At 68.1% G+C, this 18064-nt stretch carries 19 protein-coding genes; 7 read left to right on the forward strand and 12 right to left on the reverse strand.

Annotation, left to right across the window (positions count from 1 at the left end; translation table 11 throughout):
• Nucleotides 1-138: 138 nt before the first annotated feature.
• From ACQHIV_RS30850 to ACQHIV_RS30860, 3 genes are read left to right on the forward strand one after another with little or no spacing between them, the layout of a single operon-like run.
• Nucleotides 139-987 (forward strand): SAM-dependent methyltransferase, encoded by an 849-nt coding sequence (locus tag ACQHIV_RS30850; protein ID WP_427887366.1) that lies wholly within the window; start codon nt 139-141, stop codon nt 985-987.
• A gap of 7 nt (nt 988-994) precedes the next feature.
• Nucleotides 995-1411, forward strand: coding sequence for an acyl-CoA thioesterase (locus tag ACQHIV_RS30855; protein ID WP_427887367.1), 417 nt, complete (start codon nt 995-997; stop codon nt 1409-1411).
• Nucleotides 1408-2526: a zinc-dependent alcohol dehydrogenase family protein gene (locus ACQHIV_RS30860; protein WP_427887368.1), complete on the forward strand. Its 1119-nt coding sequence runs from the start codon at nt 1408-1410 to the stop codon at nt 2524-2526. Before ACQHIV_RS30855 ends, ACQHIV_RS30860 begins: the two co-directional genes overlap by 4 nt.
• On the opposite strand, the gene ACQHIV_RS30865 is transcribed toward ACQHIV_RS30860, so the two are convergent.
• Nucleotides 2508-2969, reverse strand: coding sequence for a YciI family protein (locus ACQHIV_RS30865; RefSeq protein WP_427887369.1), 462 nt, complete (start codon nt 2967-2969; stop codon nt 2508-2510). The two genes, ACQHIV_RS30860 and ACQHIV_RS30865, sit on opposite strands and share 19 nt — an antisense overlap.
• Before the next feature lie 148 nt (nt 2970-3117).
• Between ACQHIV_RS30865 and ACQHIV_RS30870 the strand changes: the two genes are divergently transcribed.
• Together ACQHIV_RS30870 and ACQHIV_RS30875 are read left to right on the forward strand one after the other, a co-directional pair.
• Entirely contained in the window at nt 3118-4587 is a 1470-nt protein-coding gene (locus ACQHIV_RS30870; protein ID WP_427887370.1) for a pre-peptidase C-terminal domain-containing protein, read from the forward strand.
• A 93-nt stretch (nt 4588-4680) separates the two neighbouring features.
• On the forward strand, nt 4681-6111 hold the full coding sequence (locus ACQHIV_RS30875; RefSeq protein ID WP_427887371.1) for a zinc-dependent metalloprotease family protein: 1431 nt from the start codon (nt 4681-4683) through the stop codon (nt 6109-6111).
• Between the two features lie 48 nt (nt 6112-6159).
• Here ACQHIV_RS30875 and ACQHIV_RS30880 read toward each other — a convergent pair whose 3' ends face one another.
• A complete protein-coding gene (locus ACQHIV_RS30880; RefSeq protein WP_427887372.1) occupies nt 6160-6582 on the reverse strand; it encodes a nuclear transport factor 2 family protein in 423 nt (140 codons plus the stop codon).
• Nucleotides 6583-6678: 96 nt separating this feature from the next.
• Here ACQHIV_RS30880 and ACQHIV_RS30885 point away from each other — a divergent pair, with 96 nt between their 5' ends.
• Nucleotides 6679-7155, forward strand: coding sequence for a MarR family winged helix-turn-helix transcriptional regulator (locus ACQHIV_RS30885; protein WP_427887373.1), 477 nt, complete (start codon nt 6679-6681; stop codon nt 7153-7155).
• Between the two features lies 1 nt (nt 7156).
• On the opposite strand, the gene ACQHIV_RS30890 is transcribed toward ACQHIV_RS30885, so the two are convergent.
• From ACQHIV_RS30890 to ACQHIV_RS30930, 9 genes are all read right to left on the reverse strand, one after another.
• Nucleotides 7157-8344: a M20 metallopeptidase family protein gene (locus ACQHIV_RS30890; RefSeq protein ID WP_427887374.1), complete on the reverse strand. Its 1188-nt coding sequence runs from the start codon at nt 8342-8344 to the stop codon at nt 7157-7159.
• A 305-nt stretch (nt 8345-8649) separates the two neighbouring features.
• Nucleotides 8650-9687 (reverse strand): hypothetical protein, encoded by a 1038-nt coding sequence (locus tag ACQHIV_RS30895; protein ID WP_427887375.1) that lies wholly within the window; start codon nt 9685-9687, stop codon nt 8650-8652.
• Between the two features lie 14 nt (nt 9688-9701).
• Entirely contained in the window at nt 9702-10148 is a 447-nt protein-coding gene (locus ACQHIV_RS30900) for a hypothetical protein (protein ID WP_427887376.1), read from the reverse strand.
• Nucleotides 10149-10411: 263 nt separating this feature from the next.
• The gene (locus ACQHIV_RS30905) at nt 10412-11317 is read right to left on the reverse strand and encodes a hypothetical protein (protein ID WP_427887377.1); all 906 of its coding nucleotides are present in this window, start codon (nt 11315-11317) and stop codon (nt 10412-10414) included.
• Nucleotides 11314-11496 (reverse strand): hypothetical protein, encoded by a 183-nt coding sequence (locus ACQHIV_RS30910; protein WP_427887378.1) that lies wholly within the window; start codon nt 11494-11496, stop codon nt 11314-11316. The genes ACQHIV_RS30905 and ACQHIV_RS30910 overlap by 4 nt, the downstream gene beginning before the upstream one ends.
• Nucleotides 11497-11582: 86 nt before the next feature.
• Nucleotides 11583-12413 (reverse strand): DUF72 domain-containing protein, encoded by an 831-nt coding sequence (locus tag ACQHIV_RS30915; protein ID WP_427887379.1) that lies wholly within the window; start codon nt 12411-12413, stop codon nt 11583-11585.
• A 2-nt stretch (nt 12414-12415) separates the two neighbouring features.
• Nucleotides 12416-12952: a GNAT family N-acetyltransferase gene (locus ACQHIV_RS30920; RefSeq protein WP_427887380.1), complete on the reverse strand. Its 537-nt coding sequence runs from the start codon at nt 12950-12952 to the stop codon at nt 12416-12418.
• A gap of 59 nt (nt 12953-13011) precedes the next feature.
• Nucleotides 13012-14091 carry an inositol-3-phosphate synthase gene (locus tag ACQHIV_RS30925; protein ID WP_427887381.1) on the reverse strand — a complete coding sequence of 360 codons (1080 nt, stop codon included), beginning with the start codon at nt 14089-14091 and terminating at the stop codon, nt 13012-13014.
• Nucleotides 14088-14672 (reverse strand): PadR family transcriptional regulator, encoded by a 585-nt coding sequence (locus tag ACQHIV_RS30930; protein WP_131284360.1) that lies wholly within the window; start codon nt 14670-14672, stop codon nt 14088-14090. Before ACQHIV_RS30930 ends, ACQHIV_RS30925 begins: the two co-directional genes overlap by 4 nt.
• A gap of 214 nt (nt 14673-14886) precedes the next feature.
• Here ACQHIV_RS30930 and ACQHIV_RS30935 point away from each other — a divergent pair, with 214 nt between their 5' ends.
• The gene (locus ACQHIV_RS30935) at nt 14887-16368 is read left to right on the forward strand and encodes a short-chain fatty acid transporter (protein WP_427887382.1); all 1482 of its coding nucleotides are present in this window, start codon (nt 14887-14889) and stop codon (nt 16366-16368) included.
• On the opposite strand, the gene ACQHIV_RS30940 is transcribed toward ACQHIV_RS30935, so the two are convergent.
• Nucleotides 16358-18031, reverse strand: a complete 1674-nt coding sequence (locus tag ACQHIV_RS30940) for a family 43 glycosylhydrolase (protein ID WP_427896602.1) — start codon at nt 18029-18031, stop codon at nt 16358-16360. The two genes, ACQHIV_RS30935 and ACQHIV_RS30940, sit on opposite strands and share 11 nt — an antisense overlap.
• Nucleotides 18032-18064: the final 33 nt, after the last annotated feature.

Here is an 18064-nt window from a genome sequence, read left to right on the forward strand (position 1 = left end):
TTAAGGACATTGTCGGACGCGCCGCAGCTGATGGACGTGACGCCGTACGGGAGTAGTGTTTTTGTGCCGGTGTCACCGTCAGTGGCGTGCCGGTTACGATGGTTCTCAGCTCTGAGCCGCAGTGCGGATGGGATGTTCATGGCCGAATCGCGGAACGCCGAAGTCGACCCGGGGGTCTACGAGCAGCTGCGGCTCGACCGGCCGCACGCGGCCCGCGTGTACGACTACTTCCTCGGTGGCAAGGACAACTTCGCCATCGACCGGCAGGCGGCCGAGCACCTGCTGAAGGCGTTCCCGGGCTGCCGCGTCACCGCCCAGTCGAACCGGATGTGGATGCACCGCGCCGCGCGGTACGCCGCCGAGCAGGGCATCACGCAGTTCCTCGACGTCGGCACCGGCATCCCGACCAGCCCGAACCTGCACGAGATCGTCCAGAAGATCGTCCCCGAGGCGCACGTCGTGTACGTCGACAACGACCCGATCGTGCTCACCCACGCGCGCGCCCTGCTCTCCAGCGGTCCGCTCGGCAAGACGGCGTACCTCGACGCCGACATCACCGTGCCGGGGTCGGTCCTGCAGTCCGAAGAGGTCCGGGAGCTGATCGACTTCAGCAAGCCGGTCGCGCTCAGCCTGGTCGGCGTACTGCACTCGCTCGCCGACGACCTGAAGCCGTACGAGATGGTCCGCGACCTGCTCGAGCCGCTGGCGCCGGGATCGCTGCTGATCATCTCGCACGCGACGCAAGACTTCGCGCCGGAGATGTGGGACCGCGCGGTGCAGGGGTACAAGTCCGACGGCGGCGGCAACGCGCAGGTGCGGAACAAGGAGGACGTCACCCGCTTCTTCGCCGGCACCGAGCTGATCGAGCCGGGCGTGGTGTCGCCGATCCGGTGGTTCCCCGACGACGAGACCAACCGCCGGGTCGACTCGGGGGAGTTCACCGAGATCATGTGCAGTCTGTACTGCGGGGTCGGCCGCAAGCCGTAACCGACCGATGGAGCGTGCAGCGTATCCGCACCACCTGGCGATCACGCTGCGGTGGAAGGACAACGACGTCTACGGGCACGTCAACAACGTCGAGTACTACAGCTTCTTCGACACCGTGATCAACGACTTCCTGATCCGCTCCGGCGGGCTCGACATCCACGGCGGCGAGGTGATCGGGTTGTGCGTCGACTCGCAGTGCACGTTCAAGCAACCACTGGAGTTCCCCGGGGTGGTCGACGCCGGCCTGCGCTGCGCCCAACTCGGCAACTCCAGCGTCCGCTACGAGATCGGCCTCTTCCGCGAGGACTCCACCCGCCCCGCCGCCACCGGCCGCTTCGTCCACGTCTTCGTAAACCGCACCACCCGCCGCCCGATCCCCGTCCCCACCCCCATCCGCACCGCCCTCGAGAGAATCGCGCCGTGATCGTGCGGGGCGCAGTGCTGCGCGAGATGGGGCTGCCGGCGCCGTACGCCGAATCGCGGCCGCTGCGGGTGGAAGAGGTCGAACTCGCGCCGCCCGGCCCGGGGGAGTTGCTCGTCCGGATCCGGGCCGCCGGCCTGTGCCACTCGGACCTCTCGGTCATCAACGGTTCGCGCCCCCGCGTGATGCCGATGCTGCTCGGCCACGAGGCCACCGGCGAGGTCATCCACTCCAAGGCTCCCGGGTTCGCCGCCGGCGACATCATCGCCTGCGCCTTCGTCCCCGCCTGCGGCACGTGCGCCCCCTGCGCCTCCGGCCGCCCCGCCCTCTGCGAACCAGGCGCCGCCGCCAACACCACCGGCACCCTCCTCACCGGCGCCCACCGCCTGTCCGCCGACTCCGGCGTCATCCACCACCACCTGGGCATCTCCGCCTTCGCCGACCACGCGGTGATCTCGGCACACTCGGCCGTGAAGATCGACCCCTCCCTCCCACCCGAGATCGCCGCCCTCTTCGGCTGCGCGGTCCTCACCGGAGTAGGCGCGGTAGTAAACACAGCCCAACTCCAAGCAGGCCGCAGTACCGCGATCTTCGGCCTAGGCGGCGTAGGCCTCTCCGCCCTCCTCGGCGCGGTCCTCGTCGGCGCAAACCCGATCGTCGCCGTCGACGTCGTACCCGCCAAACTCCAACTCGCCCTCGAACTCGGCGCAACCGCAGCCATCGACGCCAACGCCCCCGACGTCGTCGACCAGGTCCGCGCGGCGACCGCCGGCGGAGCGGAGTACGCCTTCGAGACGGTCGGCAGTGCCAAGGTCCTCGAGCAGGCGTACGCCGCAACCGGCCGCGGCGGTACGACGATCACCGTCGGCCTCCCGCACCCGTCGCAGTCGTTCGCGGTACCGGCGGTCTCCCTCGTCGCCGAGGAACGCACCGTAAAGGGCTCGTACCTCGGCTCGTCGGTACCGTCCCGCGACATCCCGCGGTACGTCGCGCTCTACCGAGCCGGCCGCCTCCCGGTCGACCGGCTGCTCACCGCCACCGTCGGACTCGACGACCTCAACGAGGCGTTCGACGACCTCGCCGCCGGTACGTCGATCCGTCAGGTGCTGCTGTTCTGAAGGTTCTCCGCCGCCTTCTGGAAGGTCACCTCGTTCCGGTGCTGGGCCTCGTCGGTGTAGTTGTCGCCGAAGAAGTCGGCGGTGGGGACCGGCCGGATCTCCAGTTGGCCGGAGGTCTGCGGGTCGCCGACGCCCAGGGCGTCCGCCGCGATACACCGCCAGCCCCACTCCTCGGCCTCCGCCCGGGACGCCACCTCGATCAGGCAGAACCCGGCGATCAGTTCCTTGGTCTCGGTGAACGGACCGTCGACCACCCGCCGGCTGCCCTTGTCGAGTTGCAGCCGGAAGCCTTCCGAGCTCGGCAGCAGCCCGTCGCCCGCCAGCAGCACACCCTTCTCCGCCATCTCGGCCATCACCAGGCCCATCGCGGTCAGCGCCTCCTCGCTCGGCGGCTGCCCGGCCTCGGACTCCTCGCTGGCCTTGAAGATCATCATGAATCGCATCGGGACCCTCCCAAGTCGGCGTTAAATCCCGAGACGAATCTATACAGCCGCGGGGACCTTCGGGCAGGCTACGCTGAGTGCGTTCGCGTACACCGCTCGTGAAGATGTCAAGTGAGGCACGCCGGAGTACCTGAGGAGTCCCCGCCCCATGCCGACCCGCCGCCCCCTGAGTCATGCCTTCAACCGCCGCCGAATCGGTGCGTTCGCTGTCGCCGGTGCGCTCGCCTGTGGTTCCCTGGCCGTCGCGCTGGGCAACCAGGCCGACGCCAACGAGCCCGCGCCGCTCGCCATCGACCAACTGCTCGGCCAGGAGCTCCCGGGCCGGACCGCGCTCGGCCGCGTCCAGTCCCGCCTCGACGAGGTCGCCGCGAAGAACAAGCTGTCCACCGACCGGCTGCGACAGATCCTGACCACCGACAAGACGGCTTGGCTCGACCACGCCGGCCGGCTGTTCTACCGCGAGCCGGTCGCCACTGCCACCGAGCGGGCCGCCGACGCCACCGTTTCGCCACGCTGGGCGAAGACCGCGGTCGCCGCCGCCGCGGGTCCGGCGTTCGAGCTGCACAGCAAGCCCGGCTCGAACCGGGTGATCTACCTCGACTTCACGGGTCACACGATCACCGGTACGGCGTGGAACGCGAACGGCAAGCCCGCGACGGTCAACATCACGCCATACGACACCGACGGCAACGCCGGCAACTGGAGCACGGCGGAGCAGGACGTCGTCCATGACGTCTGGGCCCGGGTCGCGGAGGACTACGCGCCGTTCGACGTCGACGTGACGACGCAGCAGCCCACCGCGGCGGCGATCGACCGTACGGGCGCGTCGGACACGCAGTACGGCACGCGCGTCGTGATCGACCCGACGACCTGGTACCAGTCGGGCTGCGGTTGTGGCGGGGTCGCGTACGTCGGGGTGTACGACAACGCCAGCAACCACGCGTACTACCAGCCGGCGCTGGTGTTCACGAAGGGCGTCGGCACCGGCGCGAAGAACATCGCCGAAGCCGCCGCACACGAGGCCGGGCACAACGTCGGCCTGTCGCACGACGGCACTTCTTCCGTCGGGTACTACGCGGGTCATGGCGCGTGGGCGCCGATCATGGGCGTCGGCTACTCCAAGGCGATCAGCCAATGGAGCAAGGGCGAGTACGCCGGCGCGAACAACAAGGAAGACGACTACGCGGTGATCGCCCAGAACGGGCTGACGCTCCGCGCCGACGACCATGGGAACACCACCGCGACCGCGGACGCGCTCACCCTCGGCACGAGCACGAAGGGGATCTACGAGAAGGACACCGACGTCGATGTGTTCCGGATCGACCTCAAGGCCGGCACGTTCACGTTCGCCGCGAACGCCGCCGCGGCCGGCGCGGACCTGGACATCAAGCTCCAGTTGCTCGACTCGTCCGGCGCCGTCGTCGCCACCGCCAACCCGGCGTCCGGCCAGTCCAACGCGAGTACGCCGACCGGCCTGAGCGCGAGCATCAGCCGCCAGGTCGCCGCCGGCCGGTACTACCTGCGCGTCGAGAACTCCGGGTACGGCGATCCGCTCAACACCGGCTACTCGACGTACGGCAGTCGCGGCGCCTACACCGTCCGCGTCACCGCCGCCTGAGCGACCCGGGGCCGTCGATCCCACCGAGACCGACGGCCCCGGGTCTGTTGTCCGGGGGGATCCGCCCGCGGGGGGACGTGAGGAGGAACCCGTATGAACAGAATCCGCCGCGCCGGCGTACTCGCGTGTGCCGGTGCTGTCGCCTTCGGAGGGCTGACTGTCGCGCTCGGCAGCCAGGCCGATGCGCAACAGACGCCGATCGACCAACTGCTGTCCCAGCCGGTGGCCGGCAGCCAGGCGCTCGGAAAGGTGCAGTCGCGGCTGGCCGAGGTTGCCGCGCACAACGGCCTGCCCACCGAGCAGCTGCGCCAGATCCTGGCCACCGACAAGACCGCGTGGCTCGATGCCGACAGCAAGTTGTTCTACCGCGAGCCCGGGCTGACCGCGCCACAGAAGGCGGCCGAGGCCTCGCCGCGGTGGGCGCGTACGGCGGTTGCCGGCGCGACCGGTCCGGCGTTCGAGCTGCACAGCAAGCCCGGTTCGAACCGGGTCATCTACCTGGACTTCGACGGTCACACGATCACCGGTACGGCCTGGAACGCGTCGAAGGGCGTCGACCCGGTCAACGTGTCGGCGTACGACACCGACGGCGATCCTTCGAGTTTCAGCACGGCCGAGCAGGACGTCGTCCACGAGACGTGGGCCCGGGTCGCGGAGGACTACGCGCCGTTCGACGTGGACGTGACGACGCAGGAACCGTCGGCGGCCGCGATCGACCGGTCGGGAACCGCGGACCAGCAGTACGGCACGCGGGTGCTGATCGACCCGGACACCTGGTACCAGTCCGGCTGCGGTTGCGGCGGCGTGGCGTACGTCGGGGTGTACGACAACTCCTCGCAGCACGCGTACTACCAGCCGGCGCTGGTGTTCACCAAGGGCGTCGGAACCGGCGCGAAGAACCTGGCCGAGGCGGCGTCGCACGAGGCCGGCCACACGGTCGGGCTGTCGCACGACGGCACGTCGACGGTCGGGTACTACCAGGGTCACGGCGCCTGGGCTCCGATCATGGGCGTCGGGTACTACCGCGGCATCAGCCAGTGGAGCAAGGGCGAGTACGCCGACGCGAACAACAAGGAAGACGACTTCGCGGTCGTCGGCACCCACGGCCTTGCCCTGCGTGCCGACGAGGCGGGCGACACGACGGCTGACGCGGCCGCGCTGACCGTCGGTACTCCGGTGTCCGGGATCATCGCGGCCGAGGACGACACCGACGTGTACCGCGTCGACGTAGGTGCCGCGGGCAACTACACCGCGACGGCGAGCCCCGCCGCGGTCGGTGGCAACCTGGACATCAAGCTCGACCTGCTGGACGCCTCCGGCGCGATCGTCGCCTCGAACGACCCGGCCTCCGGCCAGACCGACGCCGGTACGCCGACAGGCCTCGGCGCGAGTGTTACCGGCACCCTCCAGCCGGGTACGTACTACCTGCGGATCGACAACGTGGGGTACGGCGACCCGCTCAACACGGGGTACTCCACCTACGGCAGCCGCGGCGCGTACACGCTCGGCATCTCGCCGTCCTGAACCCCTGTGGCTGGTCGATCTTCTGGCGGATCGACCAGCCACAGGTCTCTAGATCGCCCGCTCCAGCGGGGCCGTCAGTGACTGCGGCGCGACCTCCAGCCGGTCGAACCGCCAGCCGTCAGGCGTCCGGCGCGCTCCGTAGTAGTGAATCGCGGCGGCGATCTCCTCGGTCATGTCGTGCCGGACGAGTACCGCGAGGTCGTTGGCCCGCACGGTCGCGGTGTCGCCGTCGAGCTGGATCACCAGGTTCGACTTGTTGTGCAGGGTACGGATGTAGTTGTCGTGACCCTTGCGGGCGAGCTGGACGAGCGCCTCGATGCCGGCGGCTTCGCCGCGGAGCGACTTCACCACGACGTCGTCGGTGAACAGCTGGTCGCTCTCGTCGTACCGCAGTTCGTCGATCCACAGGCTGTGCCGGGCGACCAGCTCGGCGAGCTCGCTGCGGTCGATGAGTTCGCGGAGGTCGGGCATGGTCGGACTCCTTAATAGTTAGGCAGACTAACATTGGCGCCGCCAATGAATATAGGTCGTTAGTCCGACTAACGCAATAGGCGTACGCTGGGCCGCATGGACGACGATCTGCGGTTCGACCACGGCGACCAGACGCCCGAACGGCTGAAGGCGCAGCTCTCCCGTCTGGTCGGGATGACCGCGGCCCAGACGCAGCGCGTCTCCAGCGAGGCGCTCCGTACGATCGGCGCGCACAAGGACCACTTCGTCGTACTCGCCGCGCTGGCCGAGTTCGGGCCGGCCAGCCAGGCAGCGGTCGCGGGGCGGGCGCGCGTCTACAAGAGCGACCTGGTCGCGGTACTCAACGAACTGTCGGACGGCGGCTGGATCCAGCGCGCCCCGGACCCGACCGACAAGCGCCGCAACGTCATCACGATCACCGCCGCCGGGTCCGCGCGGTTAGCGGAGCTCGACAAAGTCCTGTCCGCGGTCAACAACCACATCACGGCGCCCCTGACCGCGGACGAACGAACTCAGCTCTTCACCCTCCTGACCCGGGTCAACGACCACCTCTCTGCTTCTCCCAATCTCTGAACTAGCGTCGGATCAGGTGGCGAGCCGCCAGCTCAGCGAGTGCCGCCGCGTTGTCGCCCAGGACCGCATCGTCGAACCGCACGACACTGGAGTGATTCGACGGCGCCTCACCCGCGGCCACGTCGTCCGGTCGCGCGCCGACCATCGTGAACGTGCCCGGCACCTCCCGGAGCACCATCGAGAAGTCCTCAGCACCCATCAACGGGTTCGTCAACTGCTCCACCCGCTCGGCGCCGAACAATCCGGTCAGCACCTCGGTCGTCTCCGCCGTACGCCCGGCATCGTTCACCGTCACCGGGTACTGCGGGTTCAGCCGCGCGTCGACGGTGCAGCCGTGCGCGGCCGCGATCCGCTCCGCGAGCGCCGGGAGGTCGCGGGTCAGCTGCTCGAGCATCGCCTCCGACAGCGTCCGCACCGTCGCGCCCAGGCGGGCCGAGTTCGGGATGACGTTGATCGCGACGCCGGCCTCGAGTTGCGTCACGGTGACCACCACCGGGTCGAACACGTCCACCCGCCGCGTCACGTACGCCTGCAACGCCAGCACGATCTCCGCCACCACCGACACCGGATCCACCGTCGTCGCCGGCATCGACCCGTGCCCACCCTTGCCGTACACGGTGATGTGCAACTGGTTCGAACTTGCCATCATCGTGCCCGGCCGCAACTGGAACACACCCTTCGCGGCCTGCGCCCAGACATGCAACGCGTACGCCGCGATCGGCTTGTCACCCGTCGCGTCCAGCAACCCTTCACGCAGCATGTACCCGGCCCCGCCGAGCCCTTCTTCGCCGGGCTGGAACATGAAGATCACGTTCCCGTGCAGCTCCTCCCGATGCGCACTCAACAGCCGAGCCGCACCAACCAGCCCCGCCGTGTGCAGATCGTGGCCGCAGGCATGCATGTTCCCGTTCTCCGCCGCATACTCGAGCCCCGTCTCCTCGACCACCGGCAACGCATCCATATCCCCCCGCAACAACACCGTCGGCCCCGGCGCCCCACCCCGCAACACCCCAACCACCGACGTCACCTCACGCCCAGCACTCACCTCCAACGGCAACCCCGCCAACGCATCCATCACCACCTCCTGAGTCCGCGGCAACACCAACCCCACCTCAGGCCCCCGATGCAAAACCCGCCGCAACTCCACCAACCCACCCAAAACCCCCACACCCTCACCAACAAACCCCACAACCAACCTCCATTCCCAAACCAACCCAACCGAACCAACCACGCGACCGAACCAACCACGCCACCGAACCAACCACGCGACCGAACCAACCACGCCACCGAACCGGCCACCCGACCGAACCGAGCACCCGAGCACACCGACCACCCGAGCACACCAAACCCTGATCAGCACATCAGCCTGTTGGCTACCAAGCTCCTGGCCCACTAGCCTGCCTGCGCACCAACCTGCTGGCACGCCGGCTCGCTCAGTACACCAACTTGGCGCCCACGGTATCCACAGCCGCCGGCCTCACCCCACCGCTGCCGTCAGCTCCGCGACACTCCACCCGGCCGATCCGGGCGGCTTGCGGAGTTCCCCGCCGGCCCCGATGCCAACGGCCGACGATCACCAGCCTTGGCATGCCAACTCGGCCGTTGCCCCGACTCCCCACCCTCACCGCGCGAACCGTCGGCACCCCGACCGTCCCGCTGCGGCTTCCGAAGTGGCGTGGTCGCCCCAAGCCCGGCATCAAGCGTCCGACGCAACTCCTGGTGCCCCGCCCAATGCTCAGCAATCGTCTGAACTTCCGCACTGGCGTTCCGGAAGGCTGCGCGTCCCGCCATACCGGACATGCGAATGTCGGACGGGTCCTTCGGGTCGTAGTCATGGATAGCAGCGAACGGCCCATGCATGGATTCGGCAATGCGCCCGATGGCATCCGCTTTCGCAGTCTCGGGAACCAGCGCGCTCAAGTGTTTCGCGTACAAGAGTTCGGCCGCCACCGGGAACTTCTGCGCCGCGTTGACCACTGCCATACGGTGGACCACCTCGGCGGGCTCAAGACCGACGTTCTTGCCGACGGCCGCCGAGAACTCGTCGACCGCTGGAATGTATGCCGCATAGGCACCTTGTGTATTCGCCGTCCGGATACCCGGTGCGACCTGCTCGAGGTCGAGAGCATCGATGTAGTTGGTGAGTTCGTTTCGCGTCGCGCGCTCGGTCACTCCCTCCTCGAAGACCTTGTGTGCTTTCCCTTCGTACTCGTCGAGCGGAAAGACCAACGTCGTACCCGGACCGGCCATCAGATGGATGTTCTCGTGCAACACGGTGCGGATGGCTTCGCGATACCTGACGAGCGTCCTGTCGTCATGCTGCTGCCCGGCACGATCGAACATCTCCTGGACCGGATCGATGACATCGATGGGGTTGTACTCGATGGTGCCGTCCCAGGTCACCTTGGACGCCAGTTCGTCAATCGGTGGGAGTACTTCGTACCGCTTGCTCCAGGTCGAATGATGTGCGCGCAGGGTTGCGACAGCGACATCGGCCTGGACCCGCATCAGTTCGGCCGGACTTGAGACCACGATGTTGGTCCTTGCTATTCGGTCCGTCCTTGGTAGCCCGGGTGGGTGGGGTCGTTGTGGATACGGATGGTTTCGATGTCCATCGCGAGTGGTTCGTTCAGATGGCGGATGCTGCTTGCCTCAGCCCCGTCGACCGATGCGGCGATCCGGCCGATCTCTGTCATTGCGGTCTTGAGGAGCGCAATGCGTTCTTCCGGGGTGCCTTTGCTGAGGAAGGCCTTCGATTGGACCCGGATCGCGGCTGCCATCTCGTCCGACATTGGCGGAGGCTTGAGATTCAGCACGCGCTCCAGCGACTCCATGCTGTCCTCGGCGCGCTGGCGATCGGCCATCGGCTCCACCGATGGGATGAGGGTCTTCAACCGGTCGACCTCGATCCACAGATCTTCCTCGGAGATCGACTTGGCCATCACCGCATCGACCAGCCGCTGTTCCTGCTCGTCGTACGCCGCGTAATCCATGGCTCCCAGTATTGCGTGTGATGGCCTCACCGACGGCGCTATGAGTGAGTCCGGCCTGGTCGATAGTTGGGCCGTTCGGCGGCGATTGCTTGGTCGAGGGGGGCTAGTAGGCGGGTGGCGCGTAGGCGGTCGGACTTGGGGTGGAGGGTGGTGGCGAGGGTTCGTAGGCGGTTGGCTTCGGTGGTTAGTTGGGTTGTGGTCAGGGACTCGATCGACATGAGGAGGTGGTGGTACTCGGTTTGGAAGGCCTTGTAGTCCATGGGTTATCTCGTCAGTTCTGGGATGCGGGCGGGTGGACGGAGGGGAGTGGTGGGGGTGGGGGCGATTGCGGTTGGGCGGGGGGTGGCGAGGCCTGAGAGGGCTGTGTAGGTGGATTCGGCGGTGTGGATCTGCTGGTTGAGGTGGGTCAGGAGGTTTTGGGCGACGAGGTGGGACTTGGTGGTGGCTTCGTTGAGGGAGGTGAGTTCGTAGGTGGCCAGGTGGGAGAGGCCGCTGCGGAGGAGGGACTCGAGGTGGTTGCGGGTGGGGGTGTCTGGGGGTTCGAGGGTCGGGAGGCGGGTGGAGTTGTAGAGGGTGTCGAGCAGGAGGGGGAACTGGCCGGCGGCGGTTTGGCGGTTGAGGGTGGCGAGGGTGTGGCCGGGTGGGTTGCCGTTGCGGGTGTCGAGGTCTGTGGTCAGGTCGCGGACGGCGGGGACGAAGGCGGGGTAGTAGCCGCCCGAGCTGACAGATTCGATGCCAGGGGCAACCTTGTCGATGCCTAGGCGGTGGATGTACTCGTCGAGGTGGTCCTGGGCCCAGGCCTCGGTGACGCCTTCCTCCAGTTCGCGGCTGCCGAGTTTGAGGAAGCCTTCGCGGGCGGCGTCCTGGGTGGCGCCGGACGGGCCGAGGAAATGGGCGTGTTCGTGGAGGATCGTCGCCAGCGACTCCTTGTAGGCGAGCAGGACCGGCGGCGCGTGGTATTCGCCGGCGTGCTCGTACAGATGCTGGAGGGGTTCGAGGATCGCCTCGCGGTCGAGGTACAGCGTGCCGTCCCAGTGGGCGAGGCCGAGCATCACGCTGGAGGTCGCGACGATTCCTCCGTTCCACGCGGACTGGTCCGCGCCGGCGAGCTCGCGGGCGGTTTCGCCGCTGATCGTGAGCAGCTCGCCGAGCGATTCCGGCGTACTCACGGGCGCATCGCGAGCGCGAGCCGGGCGAGGGAGTCGGCGGCGCGGCGGTATCTGGTCTGCTCATGGGGATCGTCGGCGGTCGCCGCGAGCCGGCTGAGCTCGGTGATCAGCCAGTCGTTGCGGGCGCGCCGCTCGGCGTGGGCGTCGGTGCTGGCCGTGGGGTCGGTCGAATGCTCCATGGGTTGTCCTCCCGAGTCGTGAAGTCGGCGGAGAACATACGGAGTTCGGCGCCGTTTCCACGGAGAACTTCTGGAGCTGTGGATAACTAGAACAGCGTGGGCGGCTCGGTTTCGACGGGCTCTGGGAGCGGGGCCAGCGTGGAAACGGCCGCGGCGACGGTTGCGTGGAAGCGGCGGGCGAGATTGAGCGCCTCGGCGTTGTCGGGCGTGTGCAGGAAGATCGTCGGCGAGCGGCCTTCGGAGAGCCAGTGCACGACCAGTTCGACGAGGTACGCCCAGCCGTCGACGGTCTCGGCGGCGGAGTCGCGGCCGATGTAGCGGACGATCGGGTACTCGGTCAGTGCGCGGGTCCGGCGGGCGACGCGCGGCTTCTTCATCCACGCGTCGCGCTCGGCGAAGCTGGTCGGGCGGCGCGAGAACAGCGTGCCGGTGTCGAACGGGATCCACTCCGCCTGCGCGCGGGCCAGCACCCGTTCGAGGTTTCCGGCCGCGCCGGCGTCCTCGAAGAAGGCGCGATGCCGGACCTCCACGGCGTACCGATGAGCATCGGGCGCCTTGTGCAGGAAGGCGGCCAGCGTGCCGAGGTCGGTGGGGGAGAACGCGGCCGGCAGCTGGATCCAGACCGCGTGGTTGCGCGGGCCGAGCGGCTCGATCGCGGTGAGGAACGCGCTGAGCTCCGCGTCGACGTTGGTGAGACGCCGTTCGTGCGTGATGACCTGCGGCAGCTTCACCACGAACCGGAAGTCGGGCGGCGTCTGCGCGGCCCAGTTCTCGACCGCGGAACGGGACGGCGTCGCGTAGAAGGTCGTGTTGCTCTCGACCGCGTTGCACCACGACGCGTACGACCGCAGCTTGTCCCGCGACGGCTGATCCCAGGCGGCATGCGTCCACTGTGCGCATCCGACGTGCAACAGCATGCCTACAACCTTCGCACGTACTGCCTACAGACATGCACCCGCCCGAACCGCTCCCGCATCGCCGCCTCGGCCGAGATCGGCGCCTGCATGAACGCGGTCACCACCCGGTCCACACCCTCCGGCGCGACGAGGCCTTCGTCCGACCAGGTCTTGTAGACATGGAGATACCGGAACTCCTCCGCGAACCCGGACCGCTGGTACCACGCGTTCGCGCCCGCATCCCCGCGCGTCCATGCATCCAGTACGTCGACCGACAAACGCGGAAGTACCGCGTCGAGAAGCCGCGTCGCCAGGCCACGACGCTGATGATCGGGGTGGATCGCGAGTACGGCGATGGTCGCGCGGTCCGGGAAGATCTCCACGTCCATCAACCCGACGACCGCGCCGTGGTCGACGGCGACGAGCCGGTGGGCGACGTTCGAGAACGTCGGACGCTCGACGACCACGTCGTCGAAGTACTCGGTGTTGAAGAAGGTCAGCAGGCGGCAGCGCAGCCAGCTGTCGGCGTCGGAGTCGCGGTACTCACGGATCTCGGTCATCCGGCGCCATGATGGCACGCCGCCCCGGTCTCCCGGAGCGGCGTGCCGTTACGACCAGGTCAGCGCTCGACCTCGCCGCGGATGAACTTCTCGACCAGCTCGCGGCAGACGTCGTCGGCGTACTGCTCCGGCGGCGACTTCATGAAGTACGACGAGGCCGACAGGATCGGGCCGCCGATGCCGCGGTCCTTGGCGATCTTCGCGGCGCGGATCGCGTCGATGATGATGCCGGCCGAGTTCGGCGAGTCCCAGACCTCGAGCTTGTACTCCAGCGACAGCGGTACGTCGCCGAAGTTGCGGCCCTCGAGCCGGATGAAGGCCCACTTGCGGTCGTCCAGCCAGGCCACGTAGTCCGACGGGCCGATGTGGACGTTGCGGTCCTCGATCTCCTCGCGCAGCTGGGAGGTGACCGACTGGGTCTTGGAGATCTTCTTGGACTCCAGGCGCTCGCGCTCGAGCATGTTCTTGAAGTCCATGTTGCCGCCGACGTTCAGCTGGTACGTGCGGTCCACCGTGACGCCGCGGTCCTCGAACAGCTTGGTCAGCACGCGGTGCGTGATGGTGGCGCCGATCTGCGACTTGATGTCGTCGCCGACGATCGGCAGGCCGGCCGCCTCGAACTTGTCCGCCCACTCCTTGGTGCCGGCGATGAACACCGGCAGCGCGTTCACGAACGCGACACCCGCGTCGATCGCGCACTGCGCGTAGAACTTCGCCGCCTGCTCGGAGCCGACCGGCAGGTAGCACACGAGGACGTCGACGGCAGCCTCGCGCAGCGCCGCCACCACGTCGACCGGCGCGGCGTCCGACTCGGTGATGGTCTCGCGGTAGTACTTGCCGAGGCCGTCGAGGGTGTGACCGCGCTGCACCGTCACGCCGGTCGACGGTACGTCGCAGATCTTGATCGTGTTGTTCTCGCTGGCGCCGATCGCGTCGGCGAGGTCCAGGCCGACCTTCTTGCCGTCGACGTCGAACGCCGCGACGAACTCGACGTCGCGCACGTGGTACTCGCCGAACACGACGTGCATCAGACCCGGGACACGCTCCTCGGGCTTGGCGTCGCGGTAGTAGTGCACGCCCTGGACGAGCGAGCTTGCGCAGTTGCCGACGCCGACGATCGCCACTCGGATCGAGGTCATCTGGAATCTCCTTGGGTAGGCGGATGGTGCTGGTCAGGGGGCCGCTGTTGGCGCCGCTCGCCGTCGATCAACTCGTTCAGCCAGCGGACCTCGCGCTCGGCCGACTCCAGGCCGTGCCGTTGCAGCTCGAGGGTGTAGGCGTCGACCCGCTCCGCCGTCCGGCTCATCGCCGCCCGGAAGTTGGCCAGCCGCTCCTCCATCCGGGCCCTGCGGCCCTCGAGGATGCGCAACCGGGTGGCCGGATCGGTCCGGCCGAAGAACGAGAAGCGGACGCCGAAGGTGTCGTCCTCCCAGGCCGACGGACCGGCTTCGTGCATCGCGTGCGCGAAGTAGTCCTTCCCGTCGGCGGTGATCGTGTACACGATCTTGGGCCGGCGACCCGACTCCGGCGTCCCGGGGTCGGCCGTGATCAGCCCGTTGCGGAGCATCGCCTTCAGGCACGGGTAGAGCGAACCGAACGACAGCACGCGTCCCCAGCCGAACTGGGCGTTGACGCGCTTGCGGAGCTCGTAGCCGTGCATCGGCGCTTCGTGCAGCAGACCGAGTACGGCGAGCTCCAGGACCCCACTGCGGTTTCCCATGACTCACCTCCCACGGTCTAGTTTGTCATGACCTGATGTATCGGTTCGATACATCGTGCCGCCACTGTAAGCAGACCCGCTGCCTGTGGACAACTCTTGACAAACACGGCCTTTGTCACCTCTCGATCCCGCCGCGCCGGGAAAGCTGTTACGTCAGGCGCCGAGCTGCGTTAATCGAATGACACCCAGCGTCGTAGCCCGGGAGCGGAGGGTAATGACCGACAGTCATGGGAAGCACGCCCGATCCGAGGTCGAGGCCGAGGGCGTGCTCGCCCGGCTGGCCCTGCGGTTCACCGCGTTCACCGAGAAATGGCTCCCGGACGCGTTCGGGTTCGTGCTGGTCGGCACGTTCGTGGTGCTGCTGTTCGGCCTGGTCACCGGCGAGCCGCTGCTGAAACGCCCCGACGACCCGGCCGCGACCAAGGGCTTCGGGATGGTCGATGCCTGGGGCATCGGCTTCTGGTCGCTGATCACGTTCACCCTGCAGATGGCGATGATCATCATCGGCGGGTACGCCGTCGCCACCAGCGGCCCGGTCGCCCGGTTGATCACCCGGCTCGCGCGAATCCCGAAGAGCCCGCGGAGTGCGGTCGCGTTCGTCGCCGCGGTCGCGATGGCGGCGTCGTACCTGAACTGGGCGTTCAGCCTGATCTTCGCCGCGATCCTGGCCCGCGAGGTGGCCCGGAACGTGCCGAAGGCGGACTATCGCGCGCTCGGTGCGATGGCGTTCCTCGGCCTCGGAACCGTGTGGGCGCAGGGGTTGTCGGGCTCGGCCGCGCTGCAGGTCGCGAGTGCGAGCAGCAGTCCGCCGCCGGTGCAGGAGGTCATCAAGGCGGCGGGTCATGCCGACGGCCTGATCCCGCTCAGCGACACGATCTTCACCTGGCAGGCGGTCGTCGCGACGTTGATCGTGTACGTCGTCGGCGTCGCGATGGCGTGGTTCATCGCGCCGTGCGAGGGCAGTTCGCGGACCGCGGAGGACATCGGCATCGAGCTCAAACCGTTGATCGGCCGCGGATCGGCGTACAACGGTCAACGGCAGGAGAAGCGGAGGCCTGGCGACTGGCTGGAGCATTCGCCGGTGTTCAGCGTGCTGATCGTGCTGCTCGGTGCGGTGTACCTGGTGCGCTACTTCGAGGGCAAGAACTTCTTCAACGCGCTCGATCTGAACACCGTCAACCTGGTGCTGTTCCTGCTCGCGATGTTGTTGCACTGGCGCCCGTGGCGGATGGCGCGCGCGGTCCGGGACGGTGCTCCGGCGGCGGCCGGCGTACTGCTCCAGTTCCCCTTGTACGGCGGGATCTTCGGGATGATCGCGTACACCGGGATCTCCGGGCGTCTGGCCGGCTGGCTGGTGCAGGCGAGCAGTCAGTTCCTGTTCCCGCCGCTGGTCGCGATCTACTCGTGCGTGCTCGGCATCTTCGTACCGAGCGGCGGCAGCAAGTGGGTGATCGAGGCGCCGTACGTGCTGCAGGCCGCGAACACGCTGCACGTCGACGCGGGCTGGATGGTCGTCGTGTACGACCTCGGGGAGGCGAGCGCCAACCTGCTGCAACCGTTCTGGATGCTGCCGACGCTCGCCATCCTCGGACTCAAGGCCCGGGACATCATGGGCTACACGTTCACGATGTTCCTGGCCTGTTTCCCCGCCGCACTGATCGCCGTGACGCTACTCGCGCCGCACGTCACCTCATGACCCTGAAGTAGTCGAACTGCGCGGTCGCCTTGCCGTACTGCGCTTCCGTCTGCGCCGACGAGCCCTGTGACACCAGGCCGATCCGGGGCGTCGTACCGGCGGGCAGTGTCCACGCCGCGCCCCACACCCAGTGCTTCCCGTCGGTGCTGGACGCCGCGCGGTACCTGTGCTCGCCGGTCTGCGGTACGACGTCGTGCGCCAGCCGCAGCCAGGTCGTCTCGGCCGGCGGGCCGATCATCGCGCCGCCGAACGTGACCACCGACGGAGCGCCGACCGGCGTGAACCGCATCCGCTTGCCGAACTCGATGAACCGGCCGGTGCCGCCGGCAACATGGTCGAGCCGCATCCAGTTCTCGTCGTCGACGTACACCAGCAGACCTGCCTGCTGGTAGTTCCGGACGGTGCCGGTGCCGACGTCGAGGTGCAGCTTGGTCTCCACCACGAAGTTGCCGGTCGGCTGGTCGCGGAGCAGCAGCGACGCCTTGGCCGCGGTGTTGTTGTCGGTGAGGTCGTTGGCCTCGGTCTTCCAGTGCAGCGCGCCGTTGGTGACGGTGGCGTCCGGGCTGACGTTGCGCCAGGTCCAGCCAGCGCCCAGACCGTTCGTGAACTCGTCGGAGTACTGCGTGTCCACGCTGCCGATGCGTGGTGTGGGTGCTGCGCGGGTGACGGGTTTGAAGAGAGGTGCGACGGAGAAGTTGGCCGCGCCGCCCACGGGGGATGCGGGTCCACCGCCGAGTGCAGGCAGTTGCACTGTCGCTAACGGATCGCCCAGGCGGTCCTCACTGAACTCTGCGGTCGCCTGGTCCCCGCGCACCTCTAGCGCGATAGTCCCTGGCACGTTGAGCGGTACAGGCACGCTACGGCTGAAGCCGGCTCGGTTGGTCACCTTGAGGTTGCCCTGGCTGAGTACCGCTGTCACACCGTGCGCAGAGACGCCCTGGCCAGCGTCTGTGACGTCTGCTTCGGTCCGTACATTGCCGGCCGTTGTTGTAGACGTGGTGACCGGTGAGACCTTGCTGGACTCGCTAGGACCGGTACCGGCGTTCACTTCCGGCCAGCCGTCGATCCAGTCGAGCCGGTCGAGCAGCATCGGCCGGAGCAGCCAGCCGTTGCTGTTGGTCACGAACGGGTCGGTGCGGTCGACAGCGTGGTACGCGAGCCATTGCTGGCCGCTGAGGTCCGTGACGACCGACGAGTGGCCGGTACCGACCCATCGGTTGCCGTTCGACGCGACTACCGGCGTGCCTCCGGTGCGGGACGCGTTCAGGTCGTGGCCTTCCCGATCCACGAACGGCCCGAGCGGGCTGCGCGACCGTCCAGCGAACACGGCGTACCCGGTGGTCGGGCCGGCGCAGCAGTTCGAGGAGGAGCCGAAGAGGTAGTAGTACCCGTCGTGCTTCACGACGTACGCGCCCTCGAAGCGGTCGCGGGCGACGTCGGTGACCGCTCCGGCCGTACGGAGGCCGTCAGGCGTCAGCCGTACGGCGTGGATGCCGCCGTTGTAGCTGCCCCAGTACAGGTACCGCGTACCGTCGGAGTCGGTGAACCCGGCCGGGTCGATGGTCCACTGGAATCCACCGCCCGCGGCCGGACGCGGCGCGACCACCGGCGCGCCGGAGTCGGTCCACGGACCGGCCGGCGTCGGCGCGGTGGCGGCGCCGATCGCGTAGTCCCAGTCGCCCGGGGGTCGTGGTCG

The sequence above is a fragment of the Kribbella polygonati genome (assembly GCF_050320105.1).
GTDB lineage: Bacteria > Actinomycetota > Actinomycetes > Propionibacteriales > Kribbellaceae > Kribbella.